Here is a 16,783-nt window from a genome sequence, read left to right as displayed (position 1 = left end):
CCCCTCGCACCCGGGGTGCGCGGGGCCCGGTCGTCGGCTCAGGACTTGCCGAAGCCCGCCTTGCGCAGCGCCTCGGCCATCGCGTCGTTGGCGGGGCCTCGGTCCTGCCGGCCGCCGCCGGAACCGCCGCGACCGCCCTGGCCACCCTGGCCGCCGGAGCCGCCGCGGCCACCGCCCTGACCCCCGCGGCCGCGGTCGCCACGGCCACCGTCGCGGCCACCCCGGCCGCGCTCGCCGCCGCCCGGACCGCGCCCGCCGCGCTCGCCGCCGTCGCGGCCCCGGCCGCCCTGGCCTCCGGCCTGGCCCTGGCCGGGCCCGCGTGACCGGCCGCCGCGCTCGCCGGCGCCGGGCTCGTCGTCCAGACGCAGGGTCAGCGAGATCCGCTTGCGGGCCTCGTCGACCTCCAGGACCTTCACCTTGACCACGTCACCGGACTTGGCGACGTCGCGCGGGTCGGACACGAAGTCCTTGCTCATCGCGCTCACGTGCACGAGGCCGTCCTGGTGCACCCCGACGTCGACGAACGCGCCGAAGGCGGCCACGTTGGTGACGACGCCCTCGAGCAGCATCCCCGGCCGCAGGTCGGAGATCTTGTGGACGCCGTCGGCGAAGGTCGCGGTCCGGAACGCCGGCCGCGGGTCCCGGCCGGGCTTCTCCAGCTCGGCCAGGATGTCGGTGACGGTCGGGAGCCCGACGGTGTCGTCGACGTAGTCCTTGGGCTTGATCTGGTGCAGCCGCGCGGCGTTGCCCATCAGGGCGGAGACGTCCAGCGAGGTGCGCTCCACCATCTTGCGCACCACCGGGTAGGACTCGGGGTGCACGCCGGTGACGTCGAGCGGCTCGTCGCCGCCGCGGATGCGCAGGAAGCCCGCGCACTGCTCGAACGCCTTGGGCCCCAGCCGCGCGACGCCGGTCAGCGCGGTCCGGTTCCGGAACGGGCCGTTCTCGTCGCGGTGGGCGACGATCGCGGCGGCGAGGGACTCGGAGATGCCCGAGACCCGGCGCAGCAGCGGCGCGGACGCGGAGTTCACGTCCACCCCGACGGCGTTCACACAGTCCTCGACGACCGCGTCGAGCGAGCGCGACAGCGACGACTCGGGCAGGTCGTGCTGGTACTGCCCGACCCCGATCGACTTCGGGTCGATCTTGACCAGCTCGGCGAGCGGGTCCTGCAGGCGCCGCGCGATGGAGACCGCGCCGCGCAGCGAGACGTCCATGTCGGGCAGCTCGGCCGAGGCGTAGGCCGACGCCGAGTACACCGACGCGCCGGCCTCGGACACCATCACCTTGGTCAGCTTCAGGCCCGGGTTCGCCGCGATCAGCTCACCGGCCAGCGCGTCGGTCTCCCGCGAGGCGGTGCCGTTGCCGATCGCGATCAGCTCGACGGAGTGCTTCGCGCACAGCGCCGCCAGGGTCTTCAGCGACCCGGCGCGGTCCTTGCGGGGCTCGTGCGGGTAGATCACCGCGGTGTCGACGACCTTGCCGGTCGCGTCGACGACCGCGACCTTGACCCCGGTGCGCAGGCCCGGGTCGAGGCCCAGGGTCGCGCGGGTGCCCGCGGGGGCGGCGAGCAGCAGGTCGCGCAGGTTCGCCGCGAACACGCCGATCGCGCCCTCCTCGGCGGCGGTGCGCAGCCGGACCCGGATGTCGATGCCGAGCGCGGTGAGCAGGCGGGTCCGCCACGCCCACCGGACGACGCCGAGCAGCCAGGCGTCGCCGGCGCGGCCGCGGTCGGCGATGCCGTACTCGGCGGCGATCAGGGCCTCGTAGGGGTTCGGCTCGTCGTCGGCGACGCCGGCGTCGAGGGTGACGTCGAGCGCCTCCTCGGACTCGCCGCGGAAGACCGCGAGGATCCGGTGCGACGGCAGCGTCGTGAACTTCTCGGCGAAGTCGAAGTAGTCCGAGAACTTGGCCGCGGCCGGGTCGTTCTCCTTGCCCTCGCGGACCGTGGTGACCAGCCTGCCGTGGCTCCACATCCGCTCGCGCAGGCCACCGACGAGGTCGGCGTTCTCCCCGATCCGCTCGACCAGGATCGACCGGGCGCCCTCCAGCGCGGCACCGGCGTCGGCGACCTCGTCGGTCACGTAGCCGGCCGCCTCGGTGTGCGGGTCCAGGGTCGGGTCGGCGAGCAGCGCGTCGGCCAGCGGCTCGAGTCCCTGCTCGCGGGCGATCATCGCCTTGGTGCGGCGCTTGGGCTTGTAGGGCAGGTAGATGTCCTCGAGCCGGGCCTTGGACTCGGCCGCGAGGATCGTGGCCTCGAGGGACTCGTCGAGCTTGCCCTGCGACCGGATGGAGTCGAGGACGACGGTGCGCCGCTCCTCCAGCTCCCGCAGGTAGCGCAGCCGCTCCTCCAGGGTGCGGAGCTGGGCGTCGTCGAGGCCGCCGGTCGCCTCCTTGCGGTACCGGGCGACGAACGGGACCGTCGAGCCCTCGTCCAGCAGGGCCACCGCGGCCCCGACCTGGTCCGGCCGGGCGCCGAGCTCGTCGGCGATGCGCTGGTTGATCGAGCGGTGCTGCTGGATGTCCGGGGGTGCCGTGCCTGTCACCGCCCCATCGTGGCGAACGGTGTCGCGGGCGCCACCGCCGGGTGGGGGGTCGCGTCCGAGCCCGTCCGGACGGCGGCCCCCGCGACCGTCGACCAGTGTCCGACATCCGACGGAGAACCCGGTGGGTGAGCGCCCGCTCACCCGTGCGAGACTGCCGTCCGTGGCTCGCTGTGGATCATGGCCCGCCGGGCGGCCCGCCGTCCGCGGCCAGCGCGGCGAGCCCGGTCGCGAGCGCGTGCACCATGCGGCTGTACAGGTCGGGCGGCGCCTCGCCGGGCACACCGAGGCGGTACTCCCGGACGAGGCCGTGGAACAGCGCGATCATCGCGGTCGCCACCTCGTCGTCCGGCACGCCGAGGTCCACCCCGCCGGCCGCGCGGCCGCGCGCCACCATGGCCGCGGCCTCGTCCCGGACCCTGCGGTGGTGGTCGGCCACGGCCGCGCGCATCGCCGGGGTGCGCATCGCCACCGCCCAGCTCTCGGCGTCGAGCAGGGTCGCCGGGCGCGAGCGGGCGGTCTCCAGCAGCACCGCCTCCAGCTCGGCCAGCCCCTGTTCGGGGCCCGCGTCCATACCGGACCGCACCCGGTGCAGGTCGCCCTCCAGGTGGCCGGTCATCAGCGCCCGGAACAGGTGCTGCTTGCTGCCGAAGCGGCTGTAGATCGACCCCACCGACACCCCGGCGGCGCGGGCGATCTCGTCCACCGAGGCGCCGTCGTAGCCCCGCTCCGCGAACACGTCGGCCGCCGCGGCCAGCAGGGCCGCCCGCGTACGCGCCACGCCGTCGTCCCGTGTCTCCCGGCGCCTGCCCCCGGGCGTCGCTCCCGTCACGTCGTCCCCCGTCCGCTCCCCCACGGTCCCGGAGGTTCCCATGCGGTCGCGCAGTCCGCTGCTGTCCGTGCTCGTCGGCGTGATCGTCGCCGGAGCGGGGGCGGGTGTCGCGTCCGCCTCCACCTGTGACGACACCTGCCGGGTCGACGGTGCCCGCGCCTACGTCGCCGCGCTCGCCGACCACGACCCGTCGGCAGTGCCGTTCCACCCGGACGCGACCCGGGTGGAGGCGGGGCTGCCGACCGGGTTCTCCGGCGACCAGCTGCGCGCCGACCTGCGGTTCGGCCCGCAGTACCGGATCATCCGCGCCGTCTCCGACGAGACCTACCGCGTGCGCGGGGACGGCGTCGTCGTCGCGGAGTTCACCCTGTCCGTCGGGGCGGGTCCGGTCGGCGTCACGACCGCGCGGGTGCACGAGACCTTCCGCTACGACGACGGTCTGATCCGCGAGATCGTCGCCGACATCCGGATCGGGGGCTGAGCCGGATGCGGATGACCAGCCGCCGGGGGTTCCTGACCGGGGCCGCGCTCGGTGCCGCCGCGCTGGGTGCCGCCGGGACCGCGACCGCCGCGCCGGCCCTGCTGCGCCGCGAGGTCACCGCGATGTCCGCACCGGCCGTCGTCGTCGGGAGCGGGCTCGGCGGGTCGATCGCCGCGGCCCGGCTCGCCGAGGCGGGCGTACGCACCCTGGTCCTCGAACGCGGCCGTCGCTGGACCACCCCGGCCGCCGACACGTTCCCGCCGTTCCTGCGCCCGGACCGCCGCTCGTCGTGGCTGACGCCCGCACCGGTGTTCCCCGGCCAGCCGCCGACCCTCTACCGGCCCTACACCGGCCTGTTCGAGAAGGTGTCCGGGCGCGGGATGAGCGTGCTCTGCGGGGCGGGCGTCGGCGGGTCGACGCTGGTCTACGCCGGGGTGTGGATCCGGCCGGACGCGGCGGTGTTCTCCGCGGCGGTCCCCGGCATCGACCACGACGAGCTCGCCGCCGTCCACTACCCGCGCGCCGCCGCCCGGGTCGGGGTCTCGCCGATCCCCGACGACGTCCTGGCCCACCCCGCGCACGTCGGCACCCGGCTGTTCCTGGAGCAGGCCCGCCGCGCCAGGCTGACCGCGCAGCTGCTGCCCAACGCGACCGACTGGGACGTCGTGCGCGCCGAGTTCGCCGGGCGGGCGACGCCGTCGATGTCGGTCGGCGAGTACTTCACCGGCGTCAACTCCGGGGCGCGGCTGTCGGCGGACAAGAACTACCTGCGCGACGCCGAGGCCTCCGGACTGGTCACCGTCGCCCCGCTGCACCGGGTGGTCGACCTGCACGCGGTCGGCGGCGGACGCTACCGGCTCGACGTCGAGCGGATCGACACCGACGGCGTCGTGCGGGAACGGATCGCGCTCACCACCGGCGCGCTGTTCCTCGCCGCCGGGTCGACCGGCACCTCCCGGCTGCTCGTGCGGGCCCGGGAGACCGGGACCCTGCCCGACCTCACCGCCGACGCCGGCCGGTTCTGGGGCAACAACGGCGACCGCATCCAGCTGCGCGTCGGCGTCCCCGAACCGGCGGGCGGACCGCAGGCCGGACCGATGGCGGCCGGCATCCGCCCGCCCACCGACGACCGCGCCGAGGCCGTCACGCTCACCTTCGGCCCCGCGCCGCTGCCGTTCGACGTCCGCGCGATGTCGCTGCCCGGGTTCGGGGCCTGCGACCCGGTGGGCGAGTTCCGCTTCGACGGCGCCACCGGCGCGGCCGTGCTGCACTGGCTGGCCGACGGCGACGCCGACGCCCAGCGCACCGTCCGCGACCTCACCCGGCGGTTGATCGCCCCGGACGCCCCGGTCGGCGCCGGCCTCGGACGGGTCGTCTCCGACGTCGCCTCCCGGCTGCCCGCAGGGCTCTCCGGCCTGGTCGCGCGTGCCGCGGACGCACCCTCCGGGGTCCTCGACCTGGGGGCAGCGGACCCGGTCACGTGGCACCCGCTGGGCGGCGCGGTGCTGGGCCGGGTCACCGACGACCGGGGACGCGTGGCCGGGCACCCGGGACTGCACGTCGTCGACGGGTCGCTGGTGCCGGGGACGACGGGGAGCACGAACCCGTCGTGGACGATCGCGGCGATCGTGGAGCGGGCGATGGACGGGATCCTGGCCGACGGGCTGTGAGCCCGTCGGACGCGCAGTCCGGCGACCGGCGCCCACCCGCAGGCATACCCGATTCTGATGATCCACCCCGGGCAGGACGTAACGGACCATCAGGATCGTCCCGACAGACCGACAGTCGGTTCGGTGCAGGGAGGCACAGGGGAATGGGCGGAACGGATCAGCCGGGCGGAGTAGACGAGCGGTGGGCCGCGCTACGCGCCGACGCCCGCTCCGCCATGCCCGCCGCGGCGACGGCCGCCCCGACCCGGGCCGGTGGCGGAGAGAGCCGAGGGCGATGGCGGCGGACGCGGCGCTGGGTCCGGGGCGGGGTCGCGGTGACCGTCGTCGCCGCCGGGGCCTTCGCCGCGGGGTGGGTCACCGGCATCGGCGGCCTCGACGTGCTGTCGTCCTCGATCTCGGCCCAGCGCCCCTCGCCTGCTCCGGCCGCGGCACCGGTGGCGGCCGACGAGCCCGCTGCCGCCGAGCCTGCCGCGTCGGAACAGAGCGCCCGCCCGTCGTCGTACACCTACGAGATCACCGGCAACTACCCCGTGAGCATCTCCTATCTGGACGGTCGCGGTGAGGACGTGCACCTCTCACGGACCGATGCACCCTGGACGCTCGAGGTGCCGACGGCCGGCTGGGGCGAGGACGCGAAACCCCGCCTCCTGGTCAGGAGCGTGTCCGACCGGGGCGACGCCCGGGTGTCCTGCCGCGTGATCGATTCCTCCAACCAGGTCATCGCGTCCGACGACACGGCCGAGGCGAACGCGGCGGCGTTCTGCTGGATCTTCTGACCGGGAGGCGACGCGGCACCTTCCGACGGTCCGCGGCCCCCCGTGCGCGGGTCGCCGCGCGAGGTCACGGGGCGCCGCGGCACCGGCTCACCAGGTGACCGGCAGCGCCCGCACTCCCCCGGTGACCTGTTCGGCCCGCACGTCCAGGTCCTCCGGGGCGACGGCGAGCCGCAGCCCGGGCAGCCGCCGGAACAGCCGCGCGAACACCGTCGCGAGCTCGGTGCGGGCCAGACTCGCGCCGATGCAGAAGTGGCCGCCGTAGCCGAAGGACACGTGCGGGTTGGGCCGGCGGGTCGGGTCGAAGGCGTCGGCGTCGTCGAACACCTCGGCGTCCCGGTTCGCCGACGCCGTCGAGATCATCACCGCGTCACCGCGGCGGATCGTGACGCCCCCGGCCTCGATGTCGGCGTGCGCGTAGCGCAGCAGCCCGAGCCCGCCGGGGGCCGACATGCGCAGGACCTCCTCGACGGTGCCGTGCAGCCGGCCGTCGACGTCGGCGACGAAGGCGTCCCGGCGGGTGGTGTCGGTGAGCAGCAGGAGCACACCGAGGTCGATGCGCCCGACGGTGGTCTCGTGCCCGGCGAACAGCAGCCCGGCGGCGAGCCGGGTCAGCTCGGCCTCCCCGAAGCCGGGGTCCTCGGCCTGGGCCCGCACGAGGTCGGTGACGACGTCCTCCCCCGGGGTCTCCCGCTTCGCCGCCGCGAGCCGTCCCATGTAGCCGCGGAACTCGGTCATCGCGGTCTCGGCGTCGCCGCCGGAGCGGAGGGTCGCGACCCTCTCGGACAGCCCGCTGAAGTAGCCGCGGTCGGCGAAGGGCACACCGAGCAGCTCGCAGATGACCAGCACCGGGAGCGGGAACGCGAGGTGGGCGTGCAGGTCCGCGACGCCGTCGGGGGATGTCTCCCTCGCGGCGACGAGGTCGTCGAGGCAGCCGTCGACGAGCTCGCCGACGTGGTCGCCGAGGCGCCGCATCCGCTTGGCCGAGAACGCGGGGACCAGCAGCCTGCGCAGCCGGTCGTGCTCGGCCTTCTCGGTCTCCACGGTACCGGTGGGGCCGGCCAGGACCGCCGCCTCGGACACCCGGGCCGCCTGCTCGGGCGCGGGGTGCGAGCGGCCGAGCCGCGGGTCGGCGAACAGGGAGCGCGCCTCGGCGTGCCGGGTGACCAGCCACGCCGGGTCACCGACCGGGGTGCGCACCGGCACGATCGGCCCCTCGCGGCGGAGCACCGCGTACAGCGGCGCGACGTCGATGACGTTCGGCCGGTCGAAGGGCAGCTGCGGGGCCTCGGTCGTCGTCACGGCGGAACTCCCTCGTCGTCATGATCGGGACACCGGAACGGTAGCCATCTATCGTTTTGCAGCGCAACAGGCAGGCGCACTCCTCGGCCGACGCGCGGGCATCCGGCCGGGGCGTGATGCTGGACCCCATGGCGACAGGGAAACGCATGCAGCGGGCGGCCGTCCTGGCCCTGGCCCTGCTCGCGGTGGGCTGCGCCGCGCCGCCCGACGGCCCGGCCGCCCCCGGGCGGGCGGGCACCCCCGCCCGGTTCGCCGAGCCGCTGCCGCCACCGGCCGAGCCGGGCGCCGCCCCGGCGGTGACGGCCGCCCCACCCGGCCGGATCGTGCCCGTCGGCGCCGTCCCGGAGGGCATCGTCGCCGACGGGCCGACGCGCCGCGTCGCGGTCGGGGTGCGGCAGCCCGACCGGCTCGTGCTGCTCGACGCCGACTCCGCCGCCGTCGTCGGGCGGGTGCCGCTGCCGGGCGTGCTGCGCCACCTGCAGCTCGCCGGGCCGGGCGGGCCGGTCCTGGTCCCGAGCGAGAGCGCGAACGGCCTGCTGCGCGTCTCGCTGCCCGATGGCCGGGTGTCGCCGGAGGTGATGACCGGCCCGATGGCGCACGACGCGACCGGGACGGCGGCCGGGACCGTATTCGTCGCCAACGAGGCGGGTGGCAGCGTGTCCGTGGTCCGCGGGGACCGGGTGGTGCGCCAGCTGACCGACGTCACCCAGCCCGCCGGGCTCGCCCCCGTCGGCGACCGGGTCGGGCTGATCGACGTCCGCGAGAACACCCTCACCGTCTACGACGCCGCCACCGGCGACGGCATCCGCGAGCTCCCGGCCGGCGACGGCCCGACCCACCTGGTCGCCGACCGGCACGGCCGCATGATCGCGACCGACACCCGGGGCGGGCACCTGATCGTCTTCGACCCGGCGGGCACCCCGGCCGAGGTCGGACGGGTGGACCTGCCCGGCGAGCCCTACGGGATCGCCTACGACCCGGTCCGGGACCGCGTGTGGGTCACCGCGACCGGGGCGAACCTGCTCGTCGGCTACGACATGACCGACCCGACGCCGCGGGAGGTCGCCCGGATCCCCACCGTGCGCCAGCCGAACACGGTCGCGGTCGACCCGGACACCGGACGCCTGTTCGTCACCGGCACCGCCGACGGTGTCGTGCAGGTCGTCGACGGGCCCGCCTAGGAGCGCCCGGAGCTCACGCGCGGGCCCCGAGGGCCGGCAGCAGCACGTCGTCGCAGACCGACCGCAGGTACCCGGCGTCGGCGACGGCGGCCGGCCCGTCGAGCAGCGTCGGCGCCACCACCGCGCCCGCCAGCAGGTAGGGCAGGTGCCGGGCGGCGGGTGGGTCGGCCGCCAGCTCCCCGCGGGCGACGGCACGCGCCACCACCGCGCGCAGCGCCTCGACCTGCGGCAGCAGCCGTGAGGACAACGCGGCCGGCAGGGCGGGGTCGCACTGCCCGGCCCCGGCCAGCCCCAGCACGATCGGCACGTCGACCGCGGCCCGCGCGGCCAGCTGGTCGACGACCGCGGCGAGGTCCCCGGCCAGCGACCCGGTGTCGATCCGGTCGATCGCGAGCGGGCTGCCCGCCGAGACGGCCTCCACCACGAGGGCGGCCTTGTCGCCCCACTGCCGGTAGAGCGTGGCCTTGCTGGTGCGGGTCGCCGCGGCGACGGCCTCGACCGTGGTCGAGGAGTAGCCGCGTTGCGCGACGAGGTCACGGGTCGCGGCGAGCACCTCCCGGCGGCGCTCGTCCGGGAAGCGGCTGGTCATTCGCGACGCAGGAAGAACAGGAACGGGTGGGTGAGGCCGCGCATGTCCATGGCACCGAGGACGGTGGCGTCGTCGACGCGCCGGAAGACGTCGTGGATCGGCAGGTCGTCGTAGCACATGGTGGCGCTGGCGACCCCGCGGTACTCGGTGGTGCGCAGCCGCGCCTTCGGGGCCCGGGTGGCGAGCGCGGGGCCGGCGGTGCGGGCGATCCGCGCCAGGGTCGCGTTGCGCAGCGCGGCCGGGTGGCGCAGCAGCGCGGGCAGCGGGACCAGGGCGGGGTTGAGCGAGAACCGGCCGCCGCGGGGGTGGTCCATGACGAGCGGGTGGACGTCGTCGACGCCGTCGAACCGCTTGCCGTGCCAGCCGAAGCGCCCCAGCAGCCCGTCCATCGGGTTGCCGGTGGGGATCTCGCCACCGGACCAGTCGCCCAGCATCTCCTCGACCCCGACGGCGGGCAGCGCGTCGAAGAACCCGAGGCCCTCCTCGAGCGTGGCGCCGTGCGCGAGGTGGCGCAGCGTGTCGGCCGGTGCGGTGCTGGTCATCGCGAGCTCTCCATCGAAACGGCATCGTTTCGATGGAGCGTACCCGGTCAGCGCAGGGCGGAGCCCTTCGTCTCCGGCAGGGTCAGCACCGCGACGAAGGAGATCACCGCCCCGACGGCGACGTAGACGAAGAACAGGATCGCCAGGTCCGCCTCCTGCAGCGAGGCGATGACCAGCGGTGCGGTCCCGCCGAACACGGCGACGGTCAGGTTGTACCAGGCGCCGATGCCCAGGGCGCGGACCTTGGTCGGGAACAGCTCGCTCATGATCGCCGGCGCGACCGAGGTCATCGCCGTGTAGAGACCCAGCCCGACGACGAACACGACGAACATGTTCCAGAAGCCGGGCCCGATCAGGAACGACAGCGGCACGACGAGCACCGCGGTGGCCGCGGACCAGACCAGCATCTGCGGCTTGCGGCCGTACCGGTCGGCGGCGGCCCCCATCGGGTACTGCAGGAGCACGAAGATCGCCGTGGCGATCGACAGCGCGAGGAACACCTCCGTCGCGTCGGCGCCGCGGGAGCGGGTCGCGAACGGGGTCAGCGCGGAGAAGAACGTGTAGTAGCAGAGCGTGTGCAGGATCGTGAAGCCGACGAGCTGCGCGACCGCCTTCGGGTGCTCACGCAGGGTCAGCATCAGCGGGTTGCGGATCCGGGCCGCGGACTCCTTGTTCTCCTCGAACTGCTCGGTCTCGCTCATCTGGCGCCGCATCCAGAGCCCGATGATCCCGAGCACCCCGCCGAGCAGGAACGGGATCCGCCAGCCCCAGGAGGCCAGCTGGTCCTCGGTCAGCGTCGCGGCCAGCACGAAGCCGGTGAGGGAGGCGAACAGCACCGCGGTGCCGGTGGAGATGTAGAAGAACGACGAGTAGCGCCCGCGCCGCTCGCGCGGGGCGATCTCGGCGAGGTAGGCCGAGGCGTTGGAGACCTCGCCGCCCAGCGACATGCCCTGCGCGATGCGCGCGAGCAGGAGCAGCACCGGCGCGAACCAGCCGATCATCGCGAACGTCGGCAGCAGGCCGATGACGAACGACCCGCCCGCCATCAGCAGGATGGTCACCAGCATCGCGGTGCGGCGGCCCTTGAGGTCGGCGAACCGGCCCAGCAGCAGACCGCCCAGCGGCCGGAAGAAGAAGGCGAGCGCGTAGGTCGCGAGCGTCGAGATGAGGGCCAGCGCCGCGTTCTCGGGCGGGAAGATCTGCGTCGCGAAGTAGATCGAGAACGTCGCGTAGATGGTCCAGTCGTACCACTCGACCGCGTTGCCGATGGACGCCGCGACGAGCGTCCGGACCGGGAGACGGTGACGCTCCGTCGTTCCGGTGGTGGGTGCCTGGGACACGGTTCCCCCTGACGTGTCGGCCGAACGGTCGGCGAACGGTAACCGTTACAGCCCGACAAATCGACCGGACTGGTCAGGAGAGGGCCAGGCCGACGATCGTCGCGGTCCCGAAGACGAGCGTCACCACGTGCCCGAGGACGGCGAGCCCGCGGCGGCCGCGGCGGGTGCCGAGCACCACCGCCGTCGTCCAGGGCAGGTAGCCGAGCAGGGCGACGCCGAGGAACGGCAGGGTCAGTGCGGCGAGCACCCCGGTCGTCCCGGTGGGCACCGCTCGGTCACCGGCAGGGGTCAGCTGCGCCGCGACGATTTCCCCGGCCGACGAGTCCGGCGAGGCGTCGACGGCGATCGGGGCACCGCCGGCGTCGGGGAGGAACAGGCCGTTGCAGTCGTAGCGGCCCTCCCCCAGGTCGGTGCAGTCGGTGACCTCCAGGACCCCGGGCGTGCCGACCGAGCCGGTGGCCAGGCGCAGGTCGCCGACGGCGGACCACCCGCACGCGAGCGCGAGCAGCAGCCACAGCGCCAGCAGGAACCCCATCCAGCCCGGGGTGGGGGTCTCCGGGTCGTCCCAGTCGACCTCGACGTCGGGGTTCCGGCGCTCACTCACACGCGCGAGTATCGCCGTCGCGACCCGGGCACCCCATCATCATTTCTCGGTACACCGAGCCGCCCGTCCCACGATCCCGGAGGGTCCCCGCGATGCCCCTGTCCGCCGCCACCGACGGCTTCCGACTGGCCTACGACCGCCACGGCGAGCCCGGCGCCCCGCCGGTCCTGCTGCTGCACGGCTGGCCGGGCGACCGGACGGACATGACCGCCGTCGCCGAGCGGCTGGCCCCCGCGCACGACGTCGTCGTGCCGGACCTGCGCGGGTTCGGCGGGTCCGACTCCCACGACCGCGACCCGGCCGAGCAGTACTCGGCGGCCGCGCAGGCGCGCTCGCTGACGGCGCTGCTGGGCGAGCTGGACCTGTCCGACGTGGTCGTCGCCGGCTACGACGTCGGCAGCCGCGTCGGCCAGCAGGTCGCGAAGGACCGGCCCGACCTGCTGCGCGCGCTCGTGGTCACCCCGCCCGCGCCGGGGGTCGGGCGGCGGATCCTCGCGGAGCGGCCCGTGCGCGAGTTCTGGTACCAGTCCTTCCACCAGCTCGACCTGGCCCGCGAGCTCGTCGACGGCGACGCCCGTGCCGCCCGCGCGTACCTGCGCCACTTCTGGTCGCACTGGTCCGGCCCGGAGTTCACCCCCGACGACGAGCGCCTCGACCACCTCGCCGTCGCGTACGGGGCGCCGGGCGCGTTCGTCGCGTCGATCAACTGGTACCGCTCCGGCGGCGGCGCGGTGGCCCGCTCGCTCGCCGAGACCGCACCCGACCCGGCCGACCGCGTCACCGTCCCGACGACGTTCCTGTGGCCCGAGCACGACCCGCTGTTCCCGCGCGACTGGTCCGACCGGGTCGGGGAGTTCTTCACCGACGTGACCGTCACCCCCGTCGACGGCGTCGGGCACTTCGTCCCGGTCGAGGCGCCGCAGGTGTTCGCCGACGCGGTGGCCGCGGCGGCCGCCCGGTAGGACCTGTCGTCGCGGCCGCCGCTGTGGTCCGATGATCGTCGTGGTCCGGGGATGGCGGTGGATCGGCGGAGCGGCGGTCGCGGTGCTGGCGCTCCTGGCGCTGCTGTCCTGGGTGCGCTGGGCCGGGCTGCCCGCGGACGTCGCCGTCCCCGCGACCACCGGCGGTCCCGTCGCGGTCACCGGGCCCGGGACCCGCTGGGTGTACCTGGAGACCCGCAGCGGCTACGGCTCCGCCGACGCGCTCCCGACGGTGACCGGCCCGTCCGGCCCGGTGCCGCTGGTCCCGGCGACGATGGACGAGACCTACTCCGTCGGTGCCCGCTCCGGCTTCCTGATCGGGTCGTTCGAGGTCGACGAGCCGGGCGTCTTCACGCTGTCCGCCGCGCCGGGGGCACGCGGGATCGGGGTCGCGCTGGTCGTCGCCGCGGCCGGGATCGCCCCGCTGATCCTGGCGATCCTGACGACGGTCGCGGCCGGCGTCGGCGCGATCGTGCTGCTGGTGCTGGTCCTGGTGCTGCGGCGACGCCCCCCACGCGCCGCCCCGCCGCCGTGGACGGTGCACTGATGGGGACCCCGCGGGTGCACGACGACGGCGCGGTCCGGACGGTCACCCTGGACCGTCCCGAGGCCGCCAACGCACTGCACCTCGACGACGTCGACGCGATCACCGGGGCCGTCACCGACCTCCCGGACCGGGTGCGGGTCGTGGTGGTCACCGGGGCCGGGGACCGCGCGTTCGGCGCCGGGATGCACCTCGACGTGTTCCGCGACGCCGCCCCCGGCGACGGTCGCGCGATCATCACCCGGCTCGCGACCTGCCTGCGCGCGGTGCGCACCGCACCGGTGCCGACGATCGCCCGGCTGAACGGCGCCTGCCTCGGTGCGGCGTTCGAGCTGGCGCTGGCCTGCGACCTGCGCGTCGCCCACGCCGGGGTGCGGGTGGGGCTGCCCGAGGTGCGCCTCGGGATCCCGTCGGTGGTCGACGCGGCGCTGCTGCCCCGCTACGTCGGTGCCGCGCTCGCCCAGGAGATGGTCCTGACCGGCAGCGTGCACCGGGTCGACGAGCCCGGGACGGCGCCGCTGGTGAACCGGCTCGTCGACTCCCCCGCCGGGCTCGACGCCGCCGTCGACGACCTCGTCGCGACGCTGCTCGCCCCGACCCGCGAGGTCCTGTCCGCGCAGAAGGAGCTGCTCGAGACCTGGCGCGAGCAGGGCATCACCGGCTCGGTGGAGGCGAGCGTCGACACCTTCGCGGAGGTGTTCGCGCTGCCCGCGACCCGCGACGCGATCGCGCGGTACCGCCCGTAGGGTCGCGCCATGGCCGTCACGACCAAGATCGCCGACCTGACCGGGCCCGGGTACACCGACCGGTTCGGGATCGGCGGCACCGACCTCGGCATCCTCGCCACCGCCCCGGACGGACGCCTGGTCGCCGTCTTCGGCGACACGTTCGACCGGGCCGGTGTCGGCGGGCCCGGCTGGCGCTCCCCGGTCGTCCTGTTCGCCGACCCCGACGACGTCCGCGGCGGCCTGCGCTGGACCGGCTCCGGCGGCGATGCGGCCGACTACGCCTGCCGCCTGGTCAGCAAGCCGGCGACGAACTGGTTCCGGCTGCACCGGCGCGTCACCACGATCCTGCCGGCCGACGTCATCACCGTCGGCGACACGATGTACCTGCACGTCATGGCCAACAAGGGCCTCGGCAACGTGCTGTGGAGCGAGATCATCGCCTCCCGCGACAACGGCGTCACCTGGCAGCGGACCGGCTGCGACTGGCCCGGCGACCACCACGACGGCCTGTTCCAGCAGCTGACCTGGTGCGACGGCGGCGACGGCTACGTCTACGCCTACACCACCGGCTTCCAGCGCCGCGACGGCCTGCTGCTGCACCGGGTGCCCGCCGACCGGATCACCGACCGCGACGCGTGGGAGCCGTGGGGCTTCGCCGGGGAGCGCTGGGACTGGGGCAACCCGCCGACGCTGACCCTCCCCGGCGCGTTCGGCGAGCTCAACCTGCGCCGGGTGCCCGGCCCGGACGGTCGCGAGCACCTGCTGCTCACCGTCTTCGACGCCGGGAACTACCGGATCGACACACTGCTGCTGGACCGCCCGAACGCGGACCTGCACCGCGCCCCGCGGACCACGGTGCTCTCCGGCTGCGGCTGGGACGACGAGGACCACGCCACCGGCCGCGTCGCACAGCTCTACGGCGGCTACGTCGTCCCCGGCTCGACGCTCGACGACCTGCACCTGGTCGTCAGCCAGTGGAACACCACGACCAACTGGCCCTACCGGGCGATGCAGTTCCGGACGGACGTCACGGAGCTGCTGCGGACGGAGTAACCCCAGGCCCCGGTGTCATGAGAAGTGGGTATCTCCCGGCCGTGACCGCATCCGGACAGGGGCTCCGCTCGTAGGGGACTCCATGAGCTCGGAGCACGACGGGACGCGCCCCTTCACCGCGACGGTGGTCGTCGGTGGCTGTCCCCTCACCGCCGAGGAGCTGCGCGTGCTGGCGCGGACGCTGCCCGAGCTGTCCCGGGTGCGGACCGCGCGGCACGAGGGCGGCCTGTTCCTGCAGGCGCGCCTCGACGACGTCGACGGCGCCGCCGCCGTGCGACGGCTGCGCCGCGCGGTGCCGCGGTTGCTGACCGGGTTCCCCGGTGTCGTCGTCGCGGCCGGCCCCGGGCCGGCGCCCCGGTCGCGGACGCCGTGGTGGCGCCCGTCGGTCAGCCCGGTTCCCGCTCCCCGGGCGGCAGGAGGCTGAAGTACCAGCGGCCCGCCTCCTCGGTGACCGACAGCGTCACCAGCACCGGTCCCGAGCGCACCTCGACCCGGTCCGGCCCGGTGGGCAGCACGGCCGGCGACCCGGCCGCCTGCAGGCGTTCGACGTAGTCGTCGACGAAACCACGGTCCGGGGCGTCGAGCAGCAGCTCGTGCAGCCGGGCGCCGCCACCGTCGGGGGTCCGCAGCGCGGCCTCGCCCCGCTCGTAAAGCGCGGCCCGGTCGTCGGCACCGCGCTCCCCCGCCGCCGCGATCAGCGTGACGGTCCCGACGATCCACGCCCCGACGAACGCGACGGCGATCCACCCCAGCAGGGTGCGGGTGCGCGCCGGACGTCTCATCAGGCCGAGACTGTGTCACACCGGACACCGTCGTCCGCCGCGCACCGGTCGCCGTTCACCGGTCCGTGCCGGTGCTCACCCGAACCCCGCGGGTACCCGTACTCGTAGACCCGGGTGGAGGTGGTCGACGGTGGCCCGATGGTGGCGGCCCGTGCTGCTGGTGACGCTGGTGGCCGCGGGCTCCGCGGTACTGCTGGTCACCGGTTGGCCGACGGTCGAGGGCGTCCGTGCGACGACGGCGTCCGCGGGCTGGGCGGCACCGGTCCTGTTCACCCTGCTGTTCGTCGGGTTCACCCTGGTCCCGGCGCCCGCGACCGTGATGGGCATCGCCGCCGGGGTCCTGTTCGGCCTGCCCGTCGGCCTGGCGACGACGATGACCGCCGTCGCCGTGGGCTCGCTGATCGGCTTCGTGCTGTCGCGGACGCTGGGCCGCGAGGTCGTCGCCGGGATCGGCAGCGCCCGCATCCGCCGTCTCGACGCGCGGCTGCGCCGGGGCGGGCTGTGGGCCGTCGCCGGGGGCAGGCTGCTGCCGGTGATCCCGTTCCCGGTGCTCAGCTACGCCTGCGGGCTGACCGCGATCCGGCTGCGCGACTACCTGGCCGGGTCGGTGCTCGGGGTGGCGCCCTCGGCCGTGGCGTTCGTGACGATCGGCGCCTACGGCGGGGACCCGGCCTCGGTGCCGTTCGTGGCGGCCGTCGCCGGGCTGGTGCTGCTGACGGGCGCCGCACTCGTCGCGGGTCGGCGCCGACGCCGCGCCGCTCCCCCGACCCCTCCGGTCCCGGTGGGCTGAGCGGACGCCCCCTCGTCGATCGGTACCTCGGCGCTGCCCGAACCTGCTC

18 protein-coding genes are annotated in these 16,783 nt (G+C 75.2%); 10 read left to right on the top strand and 8 right to left on the bottom strand.

Translation table 11 applies throughout. The features are described from left to right. Positions 1-38: 38 nt before the first annotated feature. Together KPF22_RS13625 and KPF22_RS13620 are read right to left on the bottom strand one after the other, a co-directional pair. Entirely contained in the window at positions 39-2,546 is a 2,508-nt protein-coding gene (locus KPF22_RS13625; protein ID WP_224402258.1) for a Tex family protein, read from the bottom strand. 175 nt (positions 2,547-2,721) lie between these two features. Beyond that, on the bottom strand, positions 2,722-3,324 hold the full coding sequence (locus KPF22_RS13620; protein ID WP_224402257.1) for a TetR/AcrR family transcriptional regulator: 603 nt from the start codon (positions 3,322-3,324) through the stop codon (positions 2,722-2,724). Between the two features lie 91 nt (positions 3,325-3,415). Between KPF22_RS13620 and KPF22_RS13615 the strand changes: the two genes are divergently transcribed. The 3 genes from KPF22_RS13615 to KPF22_RS13605 all read left to right on the top strand — a co-directional run bounded on the left by KPF22_RS13615 (position 3,416) and on the right by KPF22_RS13605 (position 6,302). Further along, a complete protein-coding gene (locus KPF22_RS13615; RefSeq protein ID WP_208819155.1) occupies positions 3,416-3,856 on the top strand; it encodes a hypothetical protein in 441 nt (146 codons plus the stop codon). Between the two features lie 11 nt (positions 3,857-3,867). Then, complete coding sequence (locus KPF22_RS13610) at positions 3,868-5,526, top strand: GMC oxidoreductase (RefSeq protein ID WP_224402256.1); 1,659 nt, start codon at positions 3,868-3,870, stop codon at positions 5,524-5,526. A gap of 143 nt (positions 5,527-5,669) precedes the next feature. Next, on the top strand, positions 5,670-6,302 hold the full coding sequence (locus tag KPF22_RS13605) for an MmpS family transport accessory protein (RefSeq protein WP_224402255.1): 633 nt from the start codon (positions 5,670-5,672) through the stop codon (positions 6,300-6,302). Between the two features lie 87 nt (positions 6,303-6,389). Here the strand turns inward: KPF22_RS13605 and KPF22_RS13600 are convergent, their stop codons facing one another. Then, positions 6,390-7,601, bottom strand: coding sequence for a cytochrome P450 (locus tag KPF22_RS13600; protein ID WP_224402254.1), 1,212 nt, complete (start codon positions 7,599-7,601; stop codon positions 6,390-6,392). Between the two features lie 128 nt (positions 7,602-7,729). Between KPF22_RS13600 and KPF22_RS13595 the strand changes: the two genes are divergently transcribed. Then, a complete protein-coding gene (locus KPF22_RS13595; protein WP_224402253.1) occupies positions 7,730-8,782 on the top strand; it encodes a YncE family protein in 1,053 nt (350 codons plus the stop codon). A gap of 13 nt (positions 8,783-8,795) precedes the next feature. Here KPF22_RS13595 and KPF22_RS13590 read toward each other — a convergent pair whose 3' ends face one another. From KPF22_RS13590 to KPF22_RS13575, 4 genes are all read right to left on the bottom strand, one after another. Continuing rightward, positions 8,796-9,371, bottom strand: coding sequence for a TetR/AcrR family transcriptional regulator (locus tag KPF22_RS13590; RefSeq protein ID WP_224402252.1), 576 nt, complete (start codon positions 9,369-9,371; stop codon positions 8,796-8,798). Continuing rightward, a complete protein-coding gene (locus KPF22_RS13585; RefSeq protein WP_178373588.1) occupies positions 9,368-9,913 on the bottom strand; it encodes a DUF4334 domain-containing protein in 546 nt (181 codons plus the stop codon). Before KPF22_RS13585 ends, KPF22_RS13590 begins: the two co-directional genes overlap by 4 nt. Positions 9,914-9,960: 47 nt before the next feature. Further along, positions 9,961-11,253 carry an MFS transporter gene (locus KPF22_RS13580; protein ID WP_208819151.1) on the bottom strand — a complete coding sequence of 431 codons (1,293 nt, stop codon included), beginning with the start codon at positions 11,251-11,253 and terminating at the stop codon, positions 9,961-9,963. Positions 11,254-11,326: 73 nt separating this feature from the next. Continuing rightward, on the bottom strand, positions 11,327-11,857 hold the full coding sequence (locus KPF22_RS13575) for a hypothetical protein (RefSeq protein ID WP_224402251.1): 531 nt from the start codon (positions 11,855-11,857) through the stop codon (positions 11,327-11,329). A gap of 92 nt (positions 11,858-11,949) precedes the next feature. Here KPF22_RS13575 and KPF22_RS13570 point away from each other — a divergent pair, with 92 nt between their 5' ends. From KPF22_RS13570 to KPF22_RS13550, 5 genes are all read left to right on the top strand, one after another. Further along, positions 11,950-12,819 carry an alpha/beta fold hydrolase gene (locus KPF22_RS13570; RefSeq protein ID WP_208819149.1) on the top strand — a complete coding sequence of 290 codons (870 nt, stop codon included), beginning with the start codon at positions 11,950-11,952 and terminating at the stop codon, positions 12,817-12,819. A 31-nt stretch (positions 12,820-12,850) separates the two neighbouring features. Further along, the gene (locus KPF22_RS13565; RefSeq protein ID WP_208819148.1) at positions 12,851-13,384 is read left to right on the top strand and encodes a hypothetical protein; all 534 of its coding nucleotides are present in this window, start codon (positions 12,851-12,853) and stop codon (positions 13,382-13,384) included. Then, entirely contained in the window at positions 13,384-14,127 is a 744-nt protein-coding gene (locus tag KPF22_RS13560) for an enoyl-CoA hydratase/isomerase family protein (protein WP_208819147.1), read from the top strand. The genes KPF22_RS13565 and KPF22_RS13560 overlap by 1 nt, the downstream gene beginning before the upstream one ends. 9 nt (positions 14,128-14,136) lie before the next feature. Continuing rightward, entirely contained in the window at positions 14,137-15,162 is a 1,026-nt protein-coding gene (locus KPF22_RS13555; protein ID WP_208819146.1) for a DUF4185 domain-containing protein, read from the top strand. An 82-nt stretch (positions 15,163-15,244) separates the two neighbouring features. Next, entirely contained in the window at positions 15,245-15,586 is a 342-nt protein-coding gene (locus KPF22_RS13550; RefSeq protein ID WP_208819145.1) for a hypothetical protein, read from the top strand. On the opposite strand, the gene KPF22_RS13545 is transcribed toward KPF22_RS13550, so the two are convergent. Further along, positions 15,549-15,944 (bottom strand): hypothetical protein, encoded by a 396-nt coding sequence (locus KPF22_RS13545; RefSeq protein ID WP_073574577.1) that lies wholly within the window; start codon positions 15,942-15,944, stop codon positions 15,549-15,551. The genes KPF22_RS13550 and KPF22_RS13545 overlap by 38 nt on opposite strands. Before the next feature lie 130 nt (positions 15,945-16,074). Here KPF22_RS13545 and KPF22_RS13540 point away from each other — a divergent pair, with 130 nt between their 5' ends. Next, positions 16,075-16,734 carry a TVP38/TMEM64 family protein gene (locus tag KPF22_RS13540; RefSeq protein ID WP_224402250.1) on the top strand — a complete coding sequence of 220 codons (660 nt, stop codon included), beginning with the start codon at positions 16,075-16,077 and terminating at the stop codon, positions 16,732-16,734. Positions 16,735-16,783 lie beyond the last annotated feature (49 nt).

The organism is Pseudonocardia sp. ICBG1034 (genome assembly GCF_020131375.1).
GTDB classification, from domain to species: Bacteria; Actinomycetota; Actinomycetes; order Mycobacteriales; family Pseudonocardiaceae; genus Pseudonocardia; species Pseudonocardia alni.
The sequence above is the reverse complement of the archived record's forward strand: the minus strand, read 5'-3'. Positions and strand labels throughout refer to the sequence as shown.